11 protein-coding genes and 1 pseudogene are annotated in these 18,520 nt (G+C 43.1%); 4 read left to right on the forward strand and 8 right to left on the reverse strand.

From position 1 onward, the window contains the following. Positions 1-156 precede the first annotated feature (156 nt). Together OH460_RS18855 and OH460_RS18860 are read left to right on the forward strand one after the other, a co-directional pair. Positions 157-452 (forward strand): annotated as a pseudogene (locus tag OH460_RS18855) (hypothetical protein). A 41-nt stretch (positions 453-493) separates the two neighbouring features. Continuing rightward, a complete protein-coding gene (locus tag OH460_RS18860; protein ID WP_269999138.1) occupies positions 494-3,250 on the forward strand; it encodes an immune inhibitor A domain-containing protein in 2,757 nt (918 codons plus the stop codon). Between the two features lie 247 nt (positions 3,251-3,497). Here OH460_RS18860 and OH460_RS18865 read toward each other — a convergent pair whose 3' ends face one another. Beyond that, positions 3,498-4,673 (reverse strand): MFS transporter, encoded by a 1,176-nt coding sequence (locus tag OH460_RS18865; RefSeq protein ID WP_269999139.1) that lies wholly within the window; start codon positions 4,671-4,673, stop codon positions 3,498-3,500. A 263-nt stretch (positions 4,674-4,936) separates the two neighbouring features. Here OH460_RS18865 and OH460_RS18870 point away from each other — a divergent pair, with 263 nt between their 5' ends. Then, entirely contained in the window at positions 4,937-5,827 is an 891-nt protein-coding gene (locus OH460_RS18870; protein ID WP_269999140.1) for a LysR family transcriptional regulator, read from the forward strand. Positions 5,828-5,899: 72 nt separating this feature from the next. Here the strand turns inward: OH460_RS18870 and OH460_RS18875 are convergent, their stop codons facing one another. The 6 genes from OH460_RS18875 to OH460_RS18900 form a co-directional block, all read right to left on the reverse strand. Further along, the gene (locus OH460_RS18875; RefSeq protein WP_269999141.1) at positions 5,900-10,801 is read right to left on the reverse strand and encodes an ATP-binding protein; all 4,902 of its coding nucleotides are present in this window, start codon (positions 10,799-10,801) and stop codon (positions 5,900-5,902) included. Between the two features lie 25 nt (positions 10,802-10,826). After that, positions 10,827-11,852: an HD-GYP domain-containing protein gene (locus tag OH460_RS18880; RefSeq protein ID WP_269999142.1), complete on the reverse strand. Its 1,026-nt coding sequence runs from the start codon at positions 11,850-11,852 to the stop codon at positions 10,827-10,829. A 276-nt stretch (positions 11,853-12,128) separates the two neighbouring features. Beyond that, the gene (locus tag OH460_RS18885; protein WP_061032327.1) at positions 12,129-12,893 is read right to left on the reverse strand and encodes an iron ABC transporter ATP-binding protein; all 765 of its coding nucleotides are present in this window, start codon (positions 12,891-12,893) and stop codon (positions 12,129-12,131) included. Between the two features lie 12 nt (positions 12,894-12,905). Next, entirely contained in the window at positions 12,906-13,856 is a 951-nt protein-coding gene (locus OH460_RS18890) for an iron chelate uptake ABC transporter family permease subunit (RefSeq protein WP_269999143.1), read from the reverse strand. Beyond that, on the reverse strand, positions 13,849-14,802 hold the full coding sequence (locus OH460_RS18895) for an ABC transporter permease (protein ID WP_105058335.1): 954 nt from the start codon (positions 14,800-14,802) through the stop codon (positions 13,849-13,851). The genes OH460_RS18890 and OH460_RS18895 overlap by 8 nt, the downstream gene beginning before the upstream one ends. Positions 14,803-14,899: 97 nt before the next feature. After that, the gene (locus OH460_RS18900; protein WP_269999144.1) at positions 14,900-15,832 is read right to left on the reverse strand and encodes a siderophore ABC transporter substrate-binding protein; all 933 of its coding nucleotides are present in this window, start codon (positions 15,830-15,832) and stop codon (positions 14,900-14,902) included. A gap of 979 nt (positions 15,833-16,811) precedes the next feature. Between OH460_RS18900 and OH460_RS18905 the strand changes: the two genes are divergently transcribed. Beyond that, on the forward strand, positions 16,812-17,021 hold the full coding sequence (locus OH460_RS18905; protein ID WP_008216316.1) for a hypothetical protein: 210 nt from the start codon (positions 16,812-16,814) through the stop codon (positions 17,019-17,021). A gap of 300 nt (positions 17,022-17,321) precedes the next feature. On the opposite strand, the gene OH460_RS18910 is transcribed toward OH460_RS18905, so the two are convergent. Further along, positions 17,322-17,915, reverse strand: a complete 594-nt coding sequence (locus OH460_RS18910; protein ID WP_269999145.1) for a hypothetical protein — start codon at positions 17,913-17,915, stop codon at positions 17,322-17,324. Between the last annotated feature and the right edge of the window lie 605 nt (positions 17,916-18,520).

An 18,520-nucleotide genomic window follows, 5' to 3' on the forward strand; every position in this document is an offset into this window, starting at 1 on the left:
AAACAACTGACAATTAAATAAATAGAAAAGCCTTTTCAATATTAACTCTTAATGTTGAAAACGGAACGGACAATGACTTGTAAAAAATATCCATTTGATTGGTTAATTTTATAAATATATTTTGTTACATAATCAAAACTAATGGCTCTACTATCTATGCCTCTGAAAACAATGACCTTAATGGTTCTTTTATTTACCTCACTGTCACAGGCTTCCACTATTGAGAATGATGAATCATTACTTAACTCATTGATAGAAAGAGGCGTTATTTGTCCTGGCTTAAGTTATGAGGACAACCAAGAGGCTTTGCGTATCTATCTCAATGCAAAAGCCCAAAAGAGCCACCAGTTTGATTCAAAAAAATATAACGAGATAGAAAACAAACGTCAGAAAAATAAAACACCAACAGAGTGTATAAAACCAAATCGGACAATCGTTCCGAAAAAGGCTAGTTGATACAAACATCGACATGGAAATATAAAAAGGAAATACAATGAAAATAATGAGAAAAACATTGCTGGCTTCAGCAATGCTTACTCTATTTAGCGTCAGTAGCTATGCCAAAACACCAATAGATCTTGGTGTTGTTAATGAAGATAAGCTAATAGAAATGTTAGTGAGACAGGGCTTAGTTGACCAAGACGCAACCGATGCGGCAAAGCACGATGCACTTGATCGTTATCTAAAAAACAAGCTTAACTCTGGTTTTAAAGGTGATGCTCAGTTCGGTAAAAAAGCACTAGAGCAACGAGCTAAAATACTCAAAGCCATCGAAAAAGAGTCTGGCGTTAAAAAAGCGAGTGTTTTTGCTCTGGAAGTCGGTACTAAGCGTACAGACAAAGTACTCGCACTGCTTGTCGACTTCCCTGATCTAAACTGGGACGATAACAAGCTCACTAAAGAGCACACGCAAATGCTCTACGAGAGCTACAGCCCTGAACACTACCAAGAGTTACTGTTTTCTGATTCGGGCTATACCGGACCAAATGGTGAAAACTTAATCTCGATGCGCCAGTATTATCAGAGTGAGTCAGGCGACAGTTACAGTGTGGCAGGTCAAGCCGCAGGTTGGTATCGAGCTTCTAAGCCAGCAGCTTTCTACGGTGGTAACTCCCCGACAACGGATAACGACCTAAATGCTCAAGAGCTCGTTCGCGAAGCCCTCAACCAGTTAGCTCAAGACCCTAGCATCAACCTCGCTGATTACGATATCGAAGACCGTTACGATTACGATGGTGACGGAGACTTCCGTGAACCAGATGGCGTAATTGATCACCTAATGGTGTTCCATGCCTCTGTAGGTGAAGAAGCCGGTGGTGGCGTGTTAGGTCCTAATGCAATTTGGTCTCACCGATTCAACCTTGGACGCACACATGTGCTAGAAGGCACCTCTAGCTCGCTTCCAGACCGCTTTAATGGCCAGTACGCGGCGTTTGATTACACGATTCAACCGATTGACGCAGCAGCCGGTGTTTGTGCTCACGAATATGGCCATGATTTAGGCCTTCCAGATGAGTACGACACGCAATACACGGGCAAGGGTGAACCAGTCTCTTATTGGTCTATCATGTCTTCTGGCAGCTGGGCTGGTCAAATTGGCGGTACTCAACCAACCGCATTCAGTTCTTGGGCAAAACACTTCCTACAAAAGTCTATTGGTGGTCGTTGGATTAATGATGACCAAATCTCAATTGATGACCTTGAAGACAATCCACAAATTTACACCTTGTTCCAAACGACAGATAACTCCCGTCCGAACATGATTAAGGTCGACCTTCCAGAGAAACAAATTGAAGGTCTGAAACCGTTCGAGGGTGAGTACTCATTCCACTCTCAAAAAGGCGATGACCTGAAGAATAGCATGACCCGTAAGCTGGAAATCCCGGCTGGCGACTCTGCCATGCTTTCCTTCAAAACTTGGTACCAAATCGAGAAAGACTATGACTTTGCTCGTGTCCTTGTGAACGGACAAGCCATCGCAGGCAACATCACCTCTATGGATGACCCCTACAACACCGGCCTAGTTCCTGCGGTAGGTGGTGAGTCTGACGGGTGGATTGATGCTGAATTTGATGTTTCTCAATGGGCTGGACAAGAAGTCGAGCTTTCGTTCGAGTACATCACCGATGGCGGCTTAGCCATGGAAGGTTTCTACTTAGACAACCTGATCCTTATCGTTGACGGTGACACAGTTGCGCTAGATGACGGCGAAGATAACTCTAGCTTTGCGCTTAATGGCTTCAAATTGAGCAATGGTTTCCATCAAGCTCAACACTACTACCTACTGCAATGGCGCAGTCATATGGACGTGGATGAAGGCTTGGCTAATATCAAGCGCATGGGCCAGCTCATGTCGTTCGATCCAGGTCTGATCATTTGGTATGTCGATGAGTCGCTCACTGATAACTGGGTAGGCAAGCATCCAGGAGAAGGCTGGTTAGGTGTGGTCGATGCAGACCAAAATGCCATGATTTGGCAAAACTCAGGAAAAGTCGCTCAAACACGTTACCAAGTCCGTGATGCCGCGTTTTCACTGAAAGATCATACTCCAATGCGTCTTGTAAACAGTGACAATGATGTGCTTCAGGACACAAGCCTAGTGGGTACAGCGAGCTTCTCTGATGATCAAGATTACACATCACCACAAGCTCCTGATTCAGGCCGTATTTTGACTAAATTTGGTTTGGTAGTAGACATTGTTAACCAGAGCGCTGACAACGAATATGGTGTGGTACGTCTATCGAAAGTAAGCCAACACAATATTGCGCCAACAGCGAACTTCGAACTTAATACGGATGGACTGAACGTATCAGCCCGTAACTTCAGTTCGGATCAAGATGGCGAAATCATCAGCTACCTATGGGACTTCGGCAACGGCGTAACAAGTAGTGAAATCGCGCCAACGTGGGCATACCAAGAAGCCGGCGAATATACCGTCAGCCTCACGGTAGTCGACGATAAAGGCGCTAACGCATCGTTTAGCTCAATCGTTAATGTTGAGGTTCCAAACGCGCTTCCTCAAGCAAGTGTGAAGTACATTCACTTAGGTCGTTGGGTCACCATGTGGTCAACAAGTTCGGACAGCGACGGTCGAATTGTCGATACAGAGTGGACGTTACCAAATGGAAAAGTGAAACGAGGTCGCACATTCACTTCTATCTTCCCTTCATACGGAAAGCATGAAGTGAAACTAAGAATCATCGATGACCAAGGCGGGATCACGACTAAGACCATTATGGTCGATCTATAAGTCGCTTCTAGCTCAAATCATTGAAATAAGTACGTAGACAATAACGTGCGTACTGATAAACCAACTTAAGTACTGCTGTCTTTGGCATGAGTCAGGACAGCAGTTTTAAGAAAACGTTATTATTTAAGCCGTAAGCAAAAGCCCTACCGTCATTGGTAGGGCTTTTTATTTGTCTGTGCTTCGGAAAAGCTAGCCTAACGCTCTGTTCAAATGAAGAAGTTAATATCTCCAAACAAGCGATAACTCATCATACAGGTTGATTTTGAATGCGAGATTTACGTGCGCTAAATGCAAACAATATGATAACGGCTAACACAAATGGCAATACATAAATATTGAGGTTTTGCCAGCCCGCTGTCGACTCTAGCCAACCAGAAAGCAACGCTGTTACTGTCACACAGCCAAAAACAACAAACTCATTAAACGCTTGAGCCTTCGCTTTGTTCTGCGGTTGATAAGATTGACTGAACAAACCGGTTGCCGCGATGAACATAAAGTTCCAGCCTACCCCGAGTAAAACCAAAGCCGCTCTGAAATGCCAAATCGACTCACCATGGATGTTGATGGCAATACAAAACACAAACAGTATCCCGCCTGCCAAGATCATCATTCTTGAACCAAACTTCTCGATGAGTGACCCAGTAAAGAAGGCAGGAACAAACATACCTAACACGTGCCACTCAATTACACCCGCCGCTTTAGTAAAGTCGAAACCACAGCCAATCATTGCCAATGGTGTAGCCGTCATCAAAATGTTCATCACCGCATAGGCGACCATCGCTGCAAATACAGCTCCGACGAAATTTGGCGCCTTTACAATTGCACTCAAAGAATCCGACTTCGGCGCTTGGTGACTAAACGACACTTTAGGGAATTGAATGGTCTGTAAGATAACGAGCGCTAAAATGTTTAAGCCAATCAATGAAGCGAACGCACCAATATATAGGCCATCTTGCGACCATTGCTGAGACATAATCGCTAAGTTCGGCCCGAGTACCGCCGCAAGGACACCACCAGCCATTGAAATCGAGATTGCGCGGTGTCGTGCATTTTCATCACACACTTCAATGGCCGCGAAACGATAAAGCGTTCCAAAACCAATACCTATGCCGAGTAAGAAGGTTGCGAAGCAGAACAGATAGAAGTTTTGTTGTGATAGCGCGTAAGTTGCTAGGCTAGCCCCCGTTATACCGACGAGATTACCGATACTAAAGCCTCGCTTACGGCCTAACTTACCTGAAATCAAAGAAGCGGGAATGGTGGCAGCCATCAAACCCAAAAACTGTAATGCAACTGGTAAGGTAATCATACTGGCGCTGGGCGCAATCTGTTTTCCTATCAAGCCAATCACGGAAATCAGTAAGATATTCCCTGTCATTAATAAGGCCTGACACAGTGACAGTAGCCAAACATTTCTATTCATCTTCGTTCCTAAATATGAGCGCGGCTGATCACTAGACCAAATAACCAACAAAGTCTCAACAATTTGTTACAAAAAATAAAACTCACCTGCTACCAATGTATTGCTTTAAAGCCATCTCCTTTTGGATCTTCAACGATATCGAATGCGTCGCTTTCTATATTTTCAATTCATTCTGGATTTGCATTTATCATTAACGGAGATAATAATAATTTTCTGTTATTCATTAGCGCTGTTTCAAAAAACTTCGGCATTAAGAGGCGAGTATGATTAATCCACTTTGGCTCAACACATTTAAGACTCTGGTAGAAGTCGGCCATTTCACCCAAACGGCTGAAAAGTTGTACATGACTCAACCAGGTGTTAGCCAACACATCAAAAAACTTGAGCAAGCATGTGACTGCGAACTACTCTCTCGAGAAAATAAGAGCTTCGAGCTGACCGAGCAAGGTCGGATTATGTATCGCTATGCACTCAAATTAGAGAAAGACCAAGAAGACCTTTTCGAATCACTTAGTTTTGATAACCCTTACTCTGGGCAATGTCACCTATCCTGTTCAGGCTCGCTTTCCTTACGCTTATATCCCAAGCTTCTTGAGCTGCAGCAACAACATCCAGATCTAAGCATTAATCTTGAGGCAGCACCGAATAGAAAGATATTGAATGACCTGCTGCAAGGCACGACCGATGTCGGTATCGTAAGACACTCACCGAACGACAGCTATTACCAAAGCCAAGTTATCGGCAAAGAAGCATTATGTCTTATCGTGCACCACAGTCATGCCGACCTTGAGATCACGCCACAAACGCTGCATGAGATTGGCCTGATTGCTCACCCAGATTCTGCGCATTACCTCTCTTTGTACTTTGACCTGTGTGGTGATAAAGAGCTCGCGAACATCAACATTAATGAGATTCCGAAATCAGGCTACATCAACCAACTTCATCAGATACTGCTGCCCGTATCCAAGGGATTAGGGTTTACCGTGTTGCCAGCTGGTGCCGTTGAACATTTTGCTGAAAGAGATAAGTTGCACGTCGTCCCGCCAAAAGTAGAAGTAGAGGAAACGCTGTACTTAGTCCAAAAGCGAAACCGCAAGCTCCCTCATCGATACAACACCGTGATTAATTTAATCAAACAGAATGTCAGCAATTAGGTTAGTGCACAGATAAAAAAGCCTTTAACCACGATAGTTAAAGGCTTTGAATACTAGCAAAAGGCTTTGGTTCTATGGCTGTGAAGCGCTGAGCACCTCAGTGGCACCTTCAAAATCGTAACTCTCTAGCAATCTCAGCACCTCTTTTAAAGCACTCGAGTCAGGGTGTTCAATGAGTAACTCCGAAACGTATTGAGTCGCATCGTTATCGTAAGCCTCGAGAAGAGATAGCAGCTTAGCGATTTGCTTGGGAGCTAACTCAGAAGAGTCCGAAGTTTCACCTGTATCTTTGTCTGCCGTGACTGCGCATGGTTTGCCAAAATCGTACTCGACCGCTTCAATTAACTCCGTTAAGCCAATTTGGCCATGCTTAAGATCTTGCTCCACGCATGTCCTATTGTGAGCTCGACTTTCTAAGTCACTGAGTAATTCAGCAAGCCTCTGCCCGCCAATTGAAGCCGCCATACTTTTTATGGTGTGTAAATTCCGCTCTAACGTTACCCACTCTTGTTGCGCTAGATTATCGAACGCTTCAGATAGCATCGATGGTGCCCCTTGGCAGAACCTATCTAACACCTTATTTTGCAAGGCTGTATCGTTATTGGTGAGCTGCTCAAATCGAGCTTTTGAGAAAATAGGTAAGTCAGAATTATCAGAAATCGATTCATTAACCAGAGCAGGTTCAGGCGCTTTACCTTCAACCAACACCTCAGGCACGATGTATTTAGAGATCAAAGATGTCGCTTTATCAATGATGATCGGCTTGTCCAAAAAGTCCGTTACGCCTGCGTCTCTTGCTCTTTGTTTCGCATCGCTAAACACGTTGGCTGACATCGCAATAATAGGCACTGTGGTATTAAATTCACGGATCAGTTTTGTGGCCTCAAACCCATCCATGATTGGCATCTGTAGATCCATAAAGATCATGTCATAGTCGTTGTTCTTTGCTAATGCCAGTGCCTCTTTGCCGTTTTCAGCAAGGTCGGCGTCTAACTTAGAACGACTAAAAAAGGCTAACGCAAGATCTTGGTTAAGTTCATTATCCTCCACCAGCAATATCTTCTGGCCTTTGAACTCTATCTGATAATCCAGTTGAAGCTCTTGTGCTTTGAATTGGGCTAACTCTTCATTGGTCGTTCGAGCAAAGGTTACGACAAAAGAAAACTCACTGCCTTGCCCAAACTCACTCTCAACCGTAATTTGGCTGCCCATTGCATTCACGAGCTTCTGGCTAATATTAAGCCCTAAGCCTGTACCACCGAATCGACGTGTTGTTGTGGTATCTGCTTGGCTAAACGCTTGAAATAGCTTGTGAAGGTTGTCGTCAGAAATGCCGATTCCGGTATCCGCGACGCAAACCTTCATCGTCAATTCACGCTCGTTTGAGTCAACAATATCGACCGTTAGAGAAACACTGCCTTTTTCCGTAAACTTAATCGCGTTGCCAATAAGGTTAAGTATCACTTGGAACAATCTGAGTGGGTCCCCCATAAGAGGGGTATCCAGTTCTGGGTCAACCGACATCGACAAATTAAGCTCCTTTTCAACGGCTTTCGATTCCATCAACTCAATTACATCTTTGAAAGTCGCCAAGGCATTAAATGGAATATTATCGATAAACAACTGACCCGCTTCTATCTTAGACAAGTCTAAAATATCGTTGATGATGCTTAACAGAGAGTGCCCAGAGCGGTGCACTTTTTCGATATAGTTGCGGGCTGTAGGGTTAGTGATCTCCCCAATCGCTAGATAAGACAAGCCAATAATTGCGTTCATTGGCGTTCTAATTTCGTGGCTCATGTTCGCCAAAAACTCTGATTTAGCCTGACTTGCGAGGTTTGCTCTCTCTTTCTCCTCAGCCAATTGCTCATTTAGACGTTTCATTTCAGAAATATCGAATGCCCAAAACAGCGTTGCGATTTCACCATCAAGCTCAAACAAGTAGTAGCTTACTAGTGCGACAAAACGAGTGCCGTCTGACTTTCTAAGCACTAACTCTTTGTTCACGACTTTTCCGTTCAGCTTGAGCTCTTTATGAATGTCATCACGAACGTCGAGAGAATCATGAATAGCAACTACATCGATAGACGAGAGTTCCTTATTTTCAACGCCAAACAAGCGTTTTGCAGTGTCATTGGCATAACGAACCTGCTCCTCAAAAACCACAGCGGCTGCGATTGGAGAACTATTTAACATGCTATAGAGCTGGTCTTGCGCCTTTTTGAGTGCCTCTGTCGCTTCATTGGCTATGCTAATCTGCTTAGCGAGTTTTCGGTTCCAGAAAACAATCAGTAAAACAATCACTAATGAAAAGGCAGAGATGGTGTAAACCAATTCGTAATCGACCCTTTCTATCGCTTTTGGTGCTGCCCACTTTGCTGAGATTTTTTGATGCTCTTCTGCAGAGATCTTATCAATAGCTTTATTCAAAATAGAAAATAGAAGAGGTTCAGATTTGATCACATGTAAGGTCGGTGACAGGAAAAAGTCGAGTCGACCGATAATCCCAATATCTCGGTGTCCAAATGAATCAATCAAATAGTTTAAGACATCGACCGTATCGATCATTCCGTCTAAGCTTTGATCATCTAGCAAGTTCAACCCCTCAGCAGTCGAGTCAACAAATACCCACTCGACGTTTGGATACTTCTCTACTATCGCCTCAGTATTCGCTGCATTTCTTAAAATGCCGATTTTCCATCCTGTCGCTTCATCGAGCACTAAGCTGCTCACCTCTCGCCTTGAGGCTAGAGCTAAACGGCTTGAGAAGAGGCTGTTTACCGCTTTGACATTCTCTCCCAAGGAGCGATTTTCTTGCGCCGCAGAGACAAGTTCCACCTCTTGATGATCGACTAAACTTCGAGTCTCTGACCAATTCGCTACGTCAACATGCTCAATATTTAAGCCGGTTTTCTGCTCGATGAGTTTCAGATAATCATCGAGCATACCGATGTACTCACCAGTACTAGAGACTGCCTCATACGGAAGTGAATTAGGATCGATACCGATTCGCACCGTTGGGTTATTTTTAAGCCACTCCCTCTCACTTTCGCTTAAGTTTAAGATCTCTCCCGTTAAATTATTGGCTTGGTATATCTCTGCGATATAGCGCTTAGCAGGCTCACCAAACGAATCAAACTGCTCTATATCTGGGAAGTAAACGTGGTTTCGCTGTTGAGATCGGGTGTCAAAGTAAAAGGTCATGGAACCCGAATTAGTAATACCACCTTTAGTACGATAACTAGCCACTTTAGTCACTGATGAAAAGTGAGAGGTATTGCGCTTCTCTCCAAAATCATCAACAAGATTACCGATATACCAAGCCTTAATTGGGCGATTATTATTATCTGCTTGGGCAGTGATCACCTGAAATGAACTGTCTGTATCAAATACTTCAAAGAGCTCAGACAGGTCGTCAAAGCGGTCATTTACGATAAAATAAGCCGATATTTGAGCAATAATACTCGCTTTCTTCAGAACCTGGCTTAGGTCACTCTGGATATGAGTCTCAATGATTTGGCTTAAACCATCATCGACTTGCTTGAGGTTGGCCACCGCAGCGTTAAATCGGTCTCTCAGTTCTTCACTCTTAAAATCGACATAGATTGGATACTCCACTCGGTAGTCATCGTGTAATCGAAGCTCTGACATTTCAATAAAGCGAGTATTCGTAATAAACCACTCCAGTACTCGCCTCTCGACCATTAAAACATCTACGCTCTGTGCTCTTAGCTGTGCGAATGCAGACTCTAACGTACCGATATCTTCAACTCGTTCGATATCAACTTCTTTAGAAAGCATCTCTATCGAGTTTTTTATCGGTGAGGTGTCATCAAATAACAGCGCCCCCAGAGACAAGTCTTTCTGAGATTTAAGATTGAGTTGGCGCCTTGCCAACGATACAGGGACGAATTCAACATTAATGACAGGATCACTTAGAAAGTGAGCATCCGGATCATCTGCCTGGACACCGGAAACAAAAGCGATCGAGTTATTATTATCGATAGCCTTTCGCGCAGCACTTGGTGGCAAAGTGACAACGTCACCCAATTTGTAACCCATATCATTTAAAGCACGTTGTATGATGTCATGCTCTAAGCCAACAGAAGTGCTATCCGGATACATATAAGGTGGGTTACCAAAGCCAAATACCCCTTTAAGTGGAACTCGATAAGGAGACGCATCTAGCCATTTAGATAAAATCTGGTTCTCTTTGCGAACATCAAAGGTTTTGATCTGTTTGTTGATTAACGTCAGCAGCTCCAAATCATCAGTTCGTACTACCATAGTCGCCTGAATTCTCTTCCAGTGCTCTAATACATAATTAATCGTTAAATCATGAACACCGACTTTTTTGGCAAGGTCCATCGTCGTAATAGGCTCCGCGACAATGCCTTCAACCTCACCTTCCCCCAGAGCTCTCACCGCATCAATCACGTTATCAAAATCAACTCGTTCAATAGAACTAAGTTGAACGCCTGCTTTTTTTAAGTCTATGTTTTCATTGACCATAGCAATGCGTCGTTTATGGTTTTGGTCTAGGTTGGTGTCGATTTTATTGTCAATGGGAGCAATCACAGCAACCTGATAAGGGATATACGGGTCACTCGAGAGAAAACGCCCTCCATCACTTGGATCAAACTGTTGGAATGGGAAAACATCACCTCTTCCATCAAGCAGTGCAGCTTTGGCTTCACTGCGAGAGCTGGCGCTTATAAACCTCACATGAACACCAAACCGCTCTTCAAGATCCTGTGTCCAGTCTTTCACAATACCAGAGACTTTTCCGTCATCATCAAGGAACGAGTATGGGTAATGGTTAGCAAGAGCAATGAAAGTCACCGTTGGCTTATTGTCTAACCAACCCTCTAGATCGGCATCAGTCACTTCAGAGGCATAAGCACTGCCAACAAACAACAGCCCAGACAGCAACCAGACCGAGAATGAAATCACTGAACTTTTTAGCCTCAACATGAAAGCACTCCATCTGTTGAAGAGATTACTCATCTTTGAACTTTTCTTTAATCGCTAAGATCTTAGGTAAGTTTTCAAATAACAGCTCTACGATCCGAGGGTCAAAGTGTTTACCCTTTTGCTCTTCAAACAAGGCCAGCGCTTCATCAACGCTCCAAGCCTTTTTATAAGGCCTTTCTGCTGTCAAAGCATCAAACACATCGGCAACCGCTGCAATGCGCCCTACCAGGGGGATCTCCTCACCTGCTATTTGATTTGGGTAGCCACTGCCATCCCATTTTTCATGGTGATATTGCGCGACTTGAATGGCCATTCGCATCAACTTAGAGTCACTCTGCCTGCCGAGTATCTCTACACCGTATTCGACGTGTTTTTGCATGGTGTCCCACTCGTCCGGGTCTAATTTACCCGGCTTAAGTAACACACTGTCAGGGATACCTATCTTGCCAATATCATGCATCGGCGCTGCGTCTCGTAGCGTTTCGGCATCTTCGTCTGTCATACCCAATGCCTTCGCCAATATTTCACAATAGTGGCTCATGCGCATAACGTGCATGCCCGTTTCATTGTCTTTGAATTCAGCCGCCCTACCCAAAATATTCAGAGTCTCTAACTTACCAAGATTGATCTCTTGGGTTTTCTCTTTCACTTGGCTAAATAGCGCTCGCTGTTGGTCATACAAAGCAATATGAGTCTTCACACGCTGCAGTGCGATTTCAGGAGTGATCGGCTTGGTCAGGTAATCAACAGCCCCTAAAGATAGCCCTTTCACCTCGGCTTCAGGGTCTATTTTGGCGGTCACAAAGATAATGGGAATATGCGCGGTATTCGGCTGTGCTTTTAGTTGTCGACACACCTCATACCCATCAATATCTGGCATCATGATATCGAGAAGAATCAGGTCTGGCTGAGGAACCATCTTGGCTATTTTGATACCGATGGTGCCGTTGATCGCGACCTTAACTTGATAGGTATCTTTGAGTATCGCAGTTAACACATCCAAATTGCTTGGGGTGTCATCTACTACTAACACTATTGGTTTACGACTCATTGATACCTCGTATAAAAATCAAACAGTTATAACCCAAGTGTAGAACGTTTTTGGAATGCAAGGCACAAAAAATGGCAAATGATTTTGAAAAATGAAGAACAGATCTTCGAGTGACATCAAACTATCACTTTAGGAAAAACAACACGTCAATATTACGTCGAATAAGTAGTTATAAATCAAAGATAAACCATAAATACAACCTTGCAACTTAGGTTATTTACCTAAAAAAAGAGCTCCTCATATGGGAGCTCTTTCTTTGGATCAAAGGGGAGTTGACTAACGACCTGAGTAGTACATACAGACTCGGACGCCATCAAACTCACGAATCTCAAATGGGATCTCGTAAATCGATTCCATTACTGACTTTTCTACCACCTCAGAAACCTTACCAGATTTCACTACTTGGCCTTTTTTCATCGCTACGATGTTGTCTGAATAGCAAGAAGCAAAGTTGATGTCGTGAATCACAATAACGATCGCTTTATTAAACTCGTGCGCTAAGCGACGCAGCGTCTGCATGATTTCAACAGAGTGCTTAATATCTAGGTTGTTAAGGGGCTCATCTAAGAAGACATAGTCGGTGTCTTGTGCGACAACCATAGCTATAAATGCCATTTGACGCTGACCACCACTGAGCTCATCAAGGTATTTGTTTTGAATATCCGTAATACCTAAGTGTTCTAAAGCTGTATCAACGATCTTGTTGTCTTCGTCTTTCAAGCGACCTTGCGAGTGCGGGAAACGCCCAAAACAGACCAATTCGCGAATCGTAAATCGCATATTGATGTTGTTTGATTGTCGGAGTACCGCCAGGTGTTTCGCTAGCTCTTTGGTATCCCACTCAGCAAGCAGCTTGTCGCCAATTAGCACTTCACCGGCATCACTCTCTGTTAGACGACTAGCCATTGAAAGCAGTGTACTTTTACCCGCACCGTTTGGGCCAATAATAGAAGTCACTTCCCCTTTTGGGAACATAGCGCTGGCATCGTCCACAACCAGTGACTTGCCATACTTCTTACTTAAACCTGTTAATTTAATCACTACTTACTACCTCTACTGAATTCTGGTGCGTAACAACAAGAACATAAAATACAAACCGCCGACCAAATTAATGATCACACTGACTGTGGTTTCAAACGCCATCACTTTTTCAATGAACCATTGGCCAGAAACAAGCAGAACCACCGCTAATAAACTACTTGCAAGAATAAGTACACGGTGTTGATACGAACTGAATATCTGGCGCGCTAAGCTGACTGTGATTAAGCCGAAGAAAAGCACAGGGCCAACCAAAGCAGTTGATACCGCAACCATTACTGACACAATCACCAAAATCATCTGAGTTAATCGCTTGGTATTCACACCTAAACTTGTCGCGTTATCGACGCCCAACCATAAAACATCCAACTTTGGAGCTAATACCCAAAGCCCAAGCAAACACAAACCTAGCGGAAGAATACTCAGGTAAACCAGCTCGCTTTTCACATTATTGAAGCTTGCAAACATGACGTTCTGCAGCACCGCAAACTCGTTCGGATCAATTAACATCGCTAAGAAATTCGATAGGCTTGAGAACACGCTGCCACAAACAATACCGATCAGCAGCAGGGTAAATACGTTGTTACGCTTGCTCTTAAAGTAAAAATGGAACAGAGCAAACGAGAACAAGATCATCACAGATACAGATAGGCCGAAGTTTGCAATGGAATCAATCACCCAAAAGCTCGTGCCTCCAAATACAAATAACAACGACGTTTGAACTAACATATACAAACTATCAAAGCCCAAGATTGAAGGGGTGAGAATCCGGTTGTTGGTAATGGTTTGGAAGACCAGTGACGACGCAGAAATCGCCACAGCCGCCAGTACGATGGACAACAGCTTAGGCATTCTTAGCGACAAGAAAAACTCGTAGTTATCCCAGGTTAGCCCCTGCCCTACAAAAATAGCCGTCATACCCAAAGACGCGATAGCCAGAATCGCGATTTTTACTGAATCACGCATTCGACTTGTCTCTCATGATTAGGTAGATAAAAATCAAGCCACCGAAGATGCTGATGACCATTGAGATTGGAATCTCATAAGGGAAAATGACGATGCGAGCTAACAGGTCACACGCCAATACTAAAATCACGCCCCAGTAAGCTGTCCAAGGCAGGATTCGTTTCATGTTGTCGCCCATCATCAGCGATACAATGTTTGGCACAATAAGGCCAAGGAAAGGAATGACACCAACGATCATCACCACTGAAGACGCGCATATCGCCACCAAAGCAACACCAATGAACACGATCTTCTGGTAATTCAAGCCGATATTCTTTGCAAAGCTCTCACCAATACTCGCCGCGCTGAACTGACTTGCGAAATAGTAAGCCAACATACAAGCCGGGACGGCAAGGTACAGAATTTCATAACTTCCCTGTAATACGCTCGCGAAGTTCGCCATAGTCCATGCAGACATGGTTTGTACTAGGTCGTACTTGTAAGCAATAAACGTTGTCAGTGCTGAGACCACGTTGCCATACATAATACCGATCAAGGGCACTAGCACCGCATTCTTGAACTTAAGGTGCTGTAAGAAGCGAACCAACAACATGGTGCCAAACACTGCAAACGCGAAGATGAAACCCAGGTAGCTCCATTGAGCAGCGTTACCCAAGACAAGAATACCAACGATGTAGCCCAACATGGCACAGTCAATCGTGCCCATCGTAGACGGTGCTGCGAACTTGTTCTGAACAATCTGCTGCATGATTAAGCCAGAGACACTCAGACCGGCGCCTGCGAGCACAATGGCAAGCAAACGAGGGATTCGACTCACGATATAAATAGAGTTGGCGTGTTGGTTGCCGTTAAAGAAGTCACTAAAACTGATTTCAGCGACCCCTATCATCAATGACGCAACGCATAACACGACAAGAAATACAGCAGCTGCAATGGGTTTCAACATAGAAATAATACTAAAGGTAGGTCTCGGGTAGCCCGTATAAAAAGTGAAAAAGGGCTTATAAGAACGTTTCTTATAAGCCCGAAAAACTCATTAAAAATTACTGTTGAATGGTACGTTCAATGTCACCCAACATTCTATGAATAGCCGTTACACCACCACCTGCTAGGTACCATGCACTTGAATCAAGGTAAACGATGTTGCCTTGCTGTGCTGCTGGAGTCGCCGCAACTAATGGGTTGTCAAACAGTTGAGGTGCACGACCTTCAGAACGGCCAATCGCTTTTTCACGATCTAGGATGTAAAGCACTTCAGGTTTTGCATCCGCAATGTACTCAAAAGAGATAAGGTTACCGTGCGTGCCTTTGATTGGTGCGACTGTCGCACTCTTTGACTCAACGTAACCAAAATCATCAAAGATGATAGAGAAACGGCTGCCTTTATTGAACATCGCAATATTGTTACCGTTGTTCATTAGCATCATCGCCGTCGTTTCACCCGAGGTTACTTTGTCATTCACAGCAGTAATTGAGCCTTGAGTCTCTTTGATGATAGCTTCCACTTCAGTCTGCTTACCAAATAACTCACCCAGTGAACGCCAGTTTTGTTGAGCATCAGCCCAGTACTTATCACCTTCAATAGAGAACATGATCGTTGGAGCAATTTGAGCTAACTTGTCGTAAACCTTAAGCATGCGGTTTTCAGCAATGATTACGTCTGGCTTCAACATGTAGATAGCTTCAAAATCAGGTTCGCTTAACGAGCCCGTGTTTTTCGTTGTTTCTTTGTATGACTCAAGGTAATCAGGCATTAGGCTGTGAGGTGCACCGACTGGCTTTACGCCAATTTTATCAAGTACATCCAAGCTACCAAAACCAAGAACAACAACTCGTTGTGGTACTTCAGTAAACTGCGCGGTGCCCTTTACGTGTTCGATAGTCACGGTTTCCGCATGAGCGGTCATCAGCGATGATGCAAGAACGATGGCAAGCCCGCTCACTAACTGGCGAACTGATTTGATTGTTTTCTTCATGTTTCTTCCTTTGCCATTGAGACAAACCACCACTCATGACAATGAAAGTCAGAATACTCATAGGTGAGCCTGGGGCGTACACAACTGCTAAATAACGATAATTTAAAGTCTGTCATTGATTTGACAACAAACTTGTAACGCAAGTGAGAATTATTATCAATTATATTTGCAGTTATTTAGGTACACAACAACTTTGTTATTCAGAAACGTAAAAGTGATTATTCATATTTTGCTAAGCCACTATCCAAAAAGAACATAGCTGAATAGCATTGAAGAACAGAAAGGACAAATAGCAATCACATTGAGGAAAGAGTGGAAGATAAGTAGATAAGTAGATAAGTAGATAAGTAGGTAAGGCTGAAAATTTCAACGAGTGATATCACTATGAGTCACAAAACACGCGCCTTTAGCCTGAACAAGGAGAGAAATTTACAATGTAAAACTGTTATATAACAGCAAGTTAATTTAAAATGACAAAATAAGAAGACAGCAAGTGCTTGTGAAGAGCTTATCTTTAAAAAGCATAGGCAGTGACACCGCTAAAGAAAAAGGAAGTCCCTACTCATTCCTCTCTTTCCTGCTAAATAACGGTGATATTTCAAACAAAATTATTTTCAAATTTAATTGAAAATAGGGTTGTAATTTTAAAAACTAGGCGTATAGTCCTCCACCTGGCTCTAATCTATAGAGCTGTTAATGCTAAAGTAAGTCCAAGTTCCACAAAGACAGTTCTCGATACCTCGTTACACCATCTCTGCGTCAGCTTTCACCTAGATAGTCATTCAATAGCTTTTTAAATTCGATCCTAATTATCGATCTACCGTCGTTCGCTTTCTTATATGCGAATCCAGATTAGATCGTTCACTTAAATACAAATGTAATAAACACAAGGCAAAGTTATGTCACGAAGAACAACACGACAAATCCATTGGTACCAACTATCACGCGATAAATCAGTCAATAAACTAAAAGGTAGTAAATGCTCAAGATCAAAATAGACTTACACAAAGAACAACTTTCATGGGTCGCCGAGATTCGACAGCTCAATAGCGATATACTCCACCGCCACATATTGCCCAAGCTACAACACAACAGTTATCTCATCGACTTTGAATTTAACGAAAGAGACAGCATCGGAACTATCGTTTCGCGCAACGGAAACACCCTAGGACATTTCACACTCCTATAGCTTTTCCCCTCAGGCAATAGAAAGAAACACAGTTACTCCCACAGATGTCACCCTCAATTCGCTCTAGCAGAACAAAATAGAGTAGAACTGGAACAAAATAGAAACCTAGCCCTTTTGCATTTCACTCGCGGCTTACGCTAGCTAGGTTATCGTGTTTTCATTGGATAGACGCTTGTATTAAAAGCGTAGAATTTGAAAGCGTTACCTTAAATGGACGCTTCTGATGAAACCAACTTCTATTTCAACTCGCTCTTCTTGAAATCAATTAATATCGAACCTTGAATCACCAATGACACATTATCATTGCGTTAACGGCATAGACCTTAACTTTTGATCAAGCGTATATAGATGTTCTGCAGCTTGCATATGTTGAGGGTAATCGCTGAACTTATCGCGATTTTCCTCAGTCATCTTACATGTTTCATCTACCAGCATTAACTTCCAATACAGCTTTGTGGTGTGCAGCATAGCCAATAAAGGTTTGAATACCTCTTTTTCGTAGGCCTGAATCAACTCTTCAATCAGCTCATCACGCTCATCTTCACTTGCGATAGAAGTCTTGGTCGCTTCCAATACCTTTTGATATTTAGGGTTTAACTTGAGCTTTTCTATCACGCTTTGATTGTCTTCAGCTAACTCAACCAGATTTAAGCGAATGATATTCACCCAATTAGCTTGGCTAATCACACCCTCATCAACGCTTGAAAAATCTTCACGAATTTGGCGTTCAATATCTTTCTGGGCGTTTTTTAAAACAGTACGCACCTTTTGAAAAGGCAACTGAAACTCCTTACTTAGCTCGATAATCAGTTTATGAAAACCACCGTTTGGAAGGTGTAAGTTTTCCTTAAACATCGCCATTGCAGCTTCTTGCTGTTCTGTAAGGTGGGTCATTCTCTTTCCTTTTCTTTAAAACTCATGGTGCTATCTCTCGATCATACCATTATTGGCAGCGATTTTTCGGTTACTTCACAGGGTTAACCGGGTTGTGCGCTTAAATTCCCTTCCCCCTCGTTCACTTGGTTTATTTTTAAGCTAAATGGCATTAAATGGTAAGTTTACTCTGACGAATATTTGTACATTACGCACTTAGGGGAGACAGCCAGACAGGAGCGTCGTTACTTACCTAGCATAACAACAGCGAGAAATGAGAGAAAACCATGACCTATTCAGAGTACAAAGAATCCGATTTACACAAGTGCGTCAGCATTGCTGGCGAAGCAACGGTCTCAATTGCCAAGTTTGTCTTTAAAGCCACCACCCTTTTATTACGATTTTTCCGCTGGCTTATAGTGAAGACTTACAACTATGTCATGAAGTAACGATTGTTATTATCTCAATGCTCCCTTTCCAAATATCAAGCGCGCCCTTTTAGGTCGCGCTTTTTTTATGTCTAGATTTTTAGCTCATTTTATATGTCTAGTTTATAAGCACTTTTTATTATCGATGGCGTTAAATGGTAAAACTGTTCTTCGAATAAAAACCATACTACACCTGTT

The sequence above is a fragment of the Vibrio sp. Makdt genome (genome assembly GCF_027587015.1).
Classification (GTDB): domain Bacteria; phylum Pseudomonadota; class Gammaproteobacteria; order Enterobacterales; family Vibrionaceae; genus Vibrio; species Vibrio chagasii_B.